The sequence below is a fragment of the Brevibacterium renqingii genome (assembly GCF_017808105.1).
GTDB lineage: Bacteria > Actinomycetota > Actinomycetes > Actinomycetales > Brevibacteriaceae > Brevibacterium > Brevibacterium renqingii.
Genome location: NZ_JADBHF010000014.1, coordinates 81561 through 88021, shown reverse-complemented (window position 1 = coordinate 88021; position 6461 = coordinate 81561). Strand labels below are relative to the sequence as shown.

At 58.2% G+C, this 6461-nt stretch carries 4 protein-coding genes and 1 pseudogene; 1 reads left to right on the top strand and 4 read right to left on the bottom strand.

The annotated features are described in order from the left end of the window. Window positions 1–78: 78 nt before the first annotated feature. Window positions 79–291, top strand: a pseudogene (locus IHE57_RS16850) (IS1634 family transposase); the annotation flags it as partial. A 148-nt stretch (window positions 292–439) separates the two neighbouring features. On the opposite strand, the gene IHE57_RS14125 reads toward IHE57_RS16850, so the two are convergent. The 4 genes from IHE57_RS14125 to IHE57_RS14110 form a co-directional block, all read right to left on the bottom strand. Continuing rightward, window positions 440–3622 (bottom strand): DUF3427 domain-containing protein, encoded by a 3183-nt coding sequence (locus IHE57_RS14125; RefSeq protein WP_253720308.1) that lies wholly within the window; start codon window positions 3620–3622, stop codon window positions 440–442. After that, a complete protein-coding gene (locus tag IHE57_RS14120) occupies window positions 3615–4055 on the bottom strand; it encodes a (deoxy)nucleoside triphosphate pyrophosphohydrolase (protein WP_209374052.1) in 441 nt (146 codons plus the stop codon). Before IHE57_RS14120 ends, IHE57_RS14125 begins: the two co-directional genes overlap by 8 nt. Window positions 4056–4302: 247 nt before the next feature. Then, complete coding sequence (locus IHE57_RS14115; protein ID WP_209374050.1) at window positions 4303–5166, bottom strand: HTD2 family dehydratase; 864 nt, start codon at window positions 5164–5166, stop codon at window positions 4303–4305. A gap of 49 nt (window positions 5167–5215) precedes the next feature. After that, complete coding sequence (locus IHE57_RS14110) at window positions 5216–6364, bottom strand: acyl-CoA dehydrogenase family protein (protein WP_209374048.1); 1149 nt, start codon at window positions 6362–6364, stop codon at window positions 5216–5218. Window positions 6365–6461: the final 97 nt, after the last annotated feature.

Below are 6461 nucleotides of genomic sequence, written 5' to 3'. Positions count from 1 at the left end.
GGAGTACGAAGCAATGATTGAGTCACCTGCAGTCGCAGCGTGACACTCCGATTGTCACCGATCCTTGCATCAGTCCCTTTGACGGTTGTGTTCACGGCGTTGGCCGTATCGAGGTTCATGCAGGAAGCGACGGGGCTGTCCTTGAAGAAGATCGTCACCACACTGCGGCCTCTGCGAGAGTTCGTGGGCGAGATCGACGGGCACGAGCTCGTGTTCCCACCTGAACTTCCGCCATCAGCCACGCAGCTGATCGAAAACGTCGAGAATTTCGGGCCAGGACCGGGACACTAAAGTGAAGCAACTCAGGTCGAAACTCAGTCGCCCTCTGCCTGTAATCGACCCAGCCGACGGACGGTTCTGGCTCACTCGGCAAGAACAGCAACGGCAGTCCAAGGTATGTACCAACGTGAACCGCGGAGTCAGAACCCTTTCGATCGGTCTAAGCAACCGCTTTTGCTGCAAGAAACAGGTCAGTAGGCATCGGCCGGTCGAGTTCCCACACGACCTGAATCGGTCGCGAGCCCTCGTGCGAGACATACTTAGCAGTACCCAGACAAGTATAGGGTTCTGTTCCCAGGTCCCCTACCTTCGCGTGACGCACGAACAGAAGGACGTTCGTCCCATAATCTCGATGGCGAATATATCGCTGTCCCGCTGGACTCTCAATTGAAGTTCCGGACTGTGACTCCCAGTGGAACAATTGTGGGGTGAGTGCATAATCCCTGTAGCGAGTCGACGGTGAGAAGTCCGCATCGGACTTCCGGAGAGTAATCAGGAGGGCATCTGTCTTATGCTCCTTGAACCATTTCACTCCTTCACGAAAGTTTCCAGGCTGAGGCTTCTCGTTCACTCCCATCCCAAGGGCCGACAACAATTCCTCACGAGAATATCGTGCGTGTGTCCGAAGAGGGATACCCTCGAGCCCGCTTTCAAGGCGCCGTGGTGTCAGACGATGCAACGATGATGTAACAGTGAGGAGTTGATCCAGCTCCTGGCATAGCGCCTGATTCGAACGGATCTCGTCGAGGCCCTCGGCGACCGATCCGCCATCACCTTTTGGCCAGAATGCGTAGTAGAGCATTGCCGCATATGGGCTGGTAACTAATTCATCCGATGGGGCTTCAGACGAAATAATTCGACGATATTCCAACGCACGTTCAACATCATCAACATGAGTCAACGCGCTCACTCTGCGCATGATTTGGGCAGCAAGCTCACTTTCTACCGCGCTGTCGCTATGGCTGCCGAAAGCCAGGTGTCGCACTGCCGACCATGTTGCAGGTAGCTCCAGTCCAAACATCCGCCTTGTAGCCGGCTTATAAATATCCGGTAGGCCCCTTCCCGACTCCGCAAGGTAGTCGCTCAATCGATACTCGAGCGCGTTCGTGCCGTCAGGAATGTTCTGGCGCACGTCTGACACCAGAGCTTTGGTTGTCAACGACAGCTGACTCCTAATGCTGTCGATAACTCGCTCTTCAGCCACCCGGTCGAGAACAATCTGCGACCCGCCCGGCATTTGCGGGAATCCGTTCTCCACCGCGTGTAGGATTCTTCCTCGCGGGACACCGGTCATCGCGCGCAGCGGTATATCGAACCGGAACTTCTCATGCTGATGTCCCACAAAATCTAGGACAGTTAGCAGCGCCTTGCCTGCTGCGCGGCGAAGGCCACGACCCAGCTGCTGCAGAAAGACGGTTGCAGATTGAGTCGGACGGAGCATGAGTACAGTGTCGACTTCGGGTACATCCACTCCTTCGTTAAAAAGGTCCACGGTAAAGATGCACTGCACGTCTCCCGCCCTAAGTCGGCGAAGTGCAACATCACGGTCATCCGTTGTCGACTGTCCACTCAGTGCGACAGACTCGATTCCTGCGCGAGTGAACACTTCCGCCATATAGCGAGCATGATCCACGCTCACACAGAATCCCAGCGCCCTCATCGCTTGCGGGTCCAGGATCTTCTCTCCCACCTGCTCAACGATAAGAGCCGCACGGTCACGATTTCCGGTATAGATCTCTGACAATTCAGCGGAATCGTAACCGCCTGCCCGAAACGTCACACCGCGAAGGTCGACATTGTCTGCGATTCCGTAGTAATGAAAAGGTACCAGTAGGTCCGCATCCAACGCGTCCCAAAGCCGCAGTTCGCTCGCGATCCGTCCATCGAAAAACGCTTGAGCCACGTTAACCCCATCAGCTCTCTCCGGGGTTGCAGTCAGGTCGAGTAGCTGTGCCGGCTTGAACCAATTGAGAATTCTTCGATATGTGGCAGCTGCCGCGTGATGAAACTCGTCGATCACAACAACATCAAAATGGTCAGGTTCCCACTGTTGAAGTTGATCATCTCGTGACAGCGATTGAATCGAAGCAAAAACATGGTCTCGATCGCCTACGGGGATCCCGCCTAACAGCAAAGACCCAAAATCACCACGCTTGAGCACGGAACGATACGTGTCCAGCGCCTGATCTAGGATCTCCTTCCGGTGCGCCACGAATAGAAGCCGCAGTGGTTTAGGCATCATCTTGCGTGCACGCGTCGTCTCCAGCGACTCCCGTACAAGTCGTGCATAGTCCAACGCTGCCACAACAGTCTTGCCTGTGCCCGTTGCCGCAACAAGCAGGTTCCGAGTACGGCCATTTTCGCTTCTCTCCGACGCAAGCTCCTCAAGCATCTCGGTCTGGTGAGGAAATGGACGAACATCCAAAAAATGCGTTGTGATTCCTGACGATGACGATCGCGCTGCTCGAAAACTACCTGCCCGAGCGCTGGCCAACGAGTCGTCAAGACGCCGAGCGTCGCGTGAAGGAATGTAATCCTCGAATTCGTTGGACGCCCAGTACGACTCAAACGTAGCGTCAAAGTTGTCCATCAACGGCGGTGTCGCTTCTCGCGACACCCGGACGTTCCATTCGAGCCCATCGACAAGCGCCGTCCGGCTCAAGTTGGAACTTCCTACGTACCCGGTGTCGAAGCCGGACTCTCGGTAAAAGAGCCATGCTTTCGCGTGCAAGTGGGTTGTTCGCGAATCGTAATTGACTCGCACCTCGGCGCCGAAGTCGTTGACAAGACGGTCGAGGGCTCTGCGCTCAGTCGCACCGATGTATGTTGTTGTCAGGACGCGAATCGGCACTTTCCGTTCCCGCAGACGCTGAAGTCCCCGTTCCAGCACCGTGATTCCGCTCCATTTGACGAAGGCGCACAGCAAATCAACACGGTCCGCGCTTTCCATCTCCAACCGCAGCTCTGAGTTAAGGCTCGGAGTCTCAGCAGCATTCGTGAAAAGCGCGGTTTCGGTTAACGGAGTCGAAGGTCGTCTCGCTGGTGATTCTTCGTAGACCGACATCAGCACATCAGGACTGTGGTTAAGCACGTGCTCATTTCCGTTCCCCGGCAACACGCGAAGAATCTCATTAGCAATCGATACTCGATTCGCAGCATCCGCTTGACTCAGCGCAGCCTTAACTTTGAGTCCGATATGGTGCGCAGCAAGCGCCGGATAGTCCTCGATATCAACCGATTGCATATCTGCGTGGAGCGCGTCATCCAGATCTTCAATGAGCGAGTTCACCGATCCATCGACCAGTCGTTCATAGAGTCCGGGGCATAGATTATCGTCACTCATTTTTGCGCGCACCTCCCCGGTCCTCAGACATAGCTACTTCGATCACTTCGACGGCTGGAAGATCAGGCTCTGCCCAGTCCAGCGTACGCAAGTCGGCCGAGGTCACCCATTGGATTACGTCGTGGTCACTACTTTCTGTCGGAACCTCTTGCACAGTTACCCAATAGCAGGCAAGATCTATCACTCGACTGCCAACAGGCGTGCGAGCCCGAGCCACTAGCGGGCCGACGTCAACTTCAATACCTAGCTCTTCTCGAATTTCACGAGCAAGCGCAACGGATTGAGTTTCAGTCTGTTCAACTTTCCCGCCGGGAAACTCCCACTTGCCTCCGGCAGATTTTTCCGCGCGTCGACGGAACGCCAAAACGGCAGGCGCCCCGTCTACATCTCCGCGTATCACTGCACCTACAACCTCGAGGACGTCCTGCTTCATGTAATGCATACTAGCTGTGGCATAGCTCCCCTCAATCTTTCAACCTTCCCGTACAGTATGCGCCGTCTACTTAGGTCGCAGTCGGAACTATCGCAACCACACCTGTCGACGGGTTCAAGATCAGTGCGACAGGGTCAGTCCTGAAGGGGGCCCGTCTTTCTGTCTCTCGAGCGTTACCGTTGAGAACGGCCGCAGGACGCAACGTTATTTAGGCCCGTCCTGAAGATGCTCTTTCAATCGCCGCTCCTCACCCTTCCGCCATCAAGGTGGCCGCGATTGCGGTCGTCCCGCCGGGGGCGATCGCCTGCAGCTCGTGAACGCCGCCCGCGGTCTGCCGCCCGACGAGATGGATCTGCTCGTTCGCGAACAACGGAGACTTCGCAGTGAAGCTGTACTTGGTCACGCGGACGCCCGGATGCTTGGCAATGAAGGCGTCGAGCAGCAGCGTCGCCGTCAACGGTCCGTGGGTGACCAGACCCGGATATCCTTCGACCTCGGTGACGTAGGGGTAGTCGTAGTGGATACGGTGCGAGTTGAACGTCAGCGCCGAATAGCGGAACAGCATGACCTCATCCGGCCGCACGCTGGCCGACCAGTCCCACCCCGCCGGTGCGGGTGAGTCCGCGCGTGGCGGTTTCGCCGCAGATCCGACCGGAGCCGAAGCGGCTTCCCTGTAGACGATCGTGTGCCTATCCGTCGTCGCCGGGATTCCACCCGCGGAGATCTCGTGTCGCAGCACCACGAAGCACAGAGGACCGGTGCTGCCGGACTTCTCTGTGACCGATTCGAGCGTCGTCGTCCGCGAGAGCAGCTGACCAGGCAGAATCGGCGCGTGGAAGGTGAGTTCGCTGCCAGCCCACATTCGCCGAGGCAGGCCAACCGGTGGCATGAACCCGCCGAGCCTCACATGCCCATCGGTGCCGAGCTCACTCATCGGCACATCGTCTTCGGAGAAGTGCAACCAGTGTCCGACAGGAAAGAGCGGGTCCGTCTCGTCAGCTTCACGGCCGAGCAGAGAGGCCAAGCGTGACGCCCGCTCCCCCGAGACGACTTCCTCGATCGTCGAGGTCCGCCCCACCCAGTCCTGCAGGTTCACGTCATCGTTGCTCATGTTCTCTTCTCTATCACTCTTACGGCCCCCGCGCTGTCGCCGAGTGGATTCAGATTCTGTTGCGGCCGATGAGCTGCTTGGCGATGACACCCATCTGGATCTCGTTGGTTCCTTCCCCGACGATCATCAGCGGCGCATCGCGGTAGTAGCGTTCGACGTCGTACTCGGTGGAGTAGCCGTAACCGCCATGGACGCGGATCGCGTCGAGGGCCACCTCGGCGGCCATCTCCGAGGCGTAGAGCTTCGCCATTCCGGCCTCCATGTCCACGCGGGCACCCGAATCGTAGGTGCGGGCCGCGTGGAGGACGAGCTGGCGGGCGGCTTCGAGCTTCGTCGCCATCATCGCGAGCTTGTTACCCACCGACTGGTGCTTCCAGATCGGTTTGCCCATCGATTCGCTTTCCTGCGAGTACTTCATCGCATCGTCGAGTGCCGCCTGAGCCACACCGAGAGACCGTGAGGCGACCTGGATGCGGCCGATCTCCAGAACTTTCATCATCTGTTTGAATCCGTTGCCTTCGGCCTCGCCGAGCAGCTGCGACTGCGGCTGGCGCAGATTCTCGAAGTTCAGTTCGCAGGACTCGACTCCCTTGTATCCCAGCTTCGGCAGATCCTGAGAGACGGTGAACCCGTCACCCTTCTCCACGAGGATGATGGAGATTCCCTTGTGGCGTGGTTCGGCGTTCGGATCGGTCTTGCACAGCAGGGCGATGAGGTCGGACTTCCGCGCGTTCGTGATCCACGTCTTCGAGCCGTTGATGACGTAGTCGTCGCCGTCCTTGGCGGCACTGGTGCGCATCGCCTGCAGATCGGAGCCGCCGCCGGGCTCGGTCAGCGCCATCGTCGCACGCAGCTGCCCGGTGGCCATCTTCGGCAGGTACGCGTCCTTCTGCGCCTGAGTGCCGTACTCCTGGACGAGCTTGGCCACGACGGTGTGACCGCCCATCGCACCGGCCAAGGACATCCAGCCGCGGGCGAGCTCTTGTGTGATGAGGGCGTAGGCCTCCGTCGAGACCTTGCCCATCCCCCAGGGTTCGTCGATGACGAGCCCGAAGATGCCCATTTCCTTCATAGTCTGAATCCAGGCTTCGGGGTACTCGTTAGCGTGTTCGACGCGGTTGACGTGGGGTTTGACCTGTTCGTCGACGAACTCGGCCACCGTATCGATCATCATCTGCTCTTCGGCACTGACTGGCATACGGGCTTCCATCTCCTCTGTCGTCGAGGGTGCCGCTCGCGGCGACACGCTGAGCAATCACCCGCTCCTCATCTCCGCATCGGCTGGTTCGCCAGCA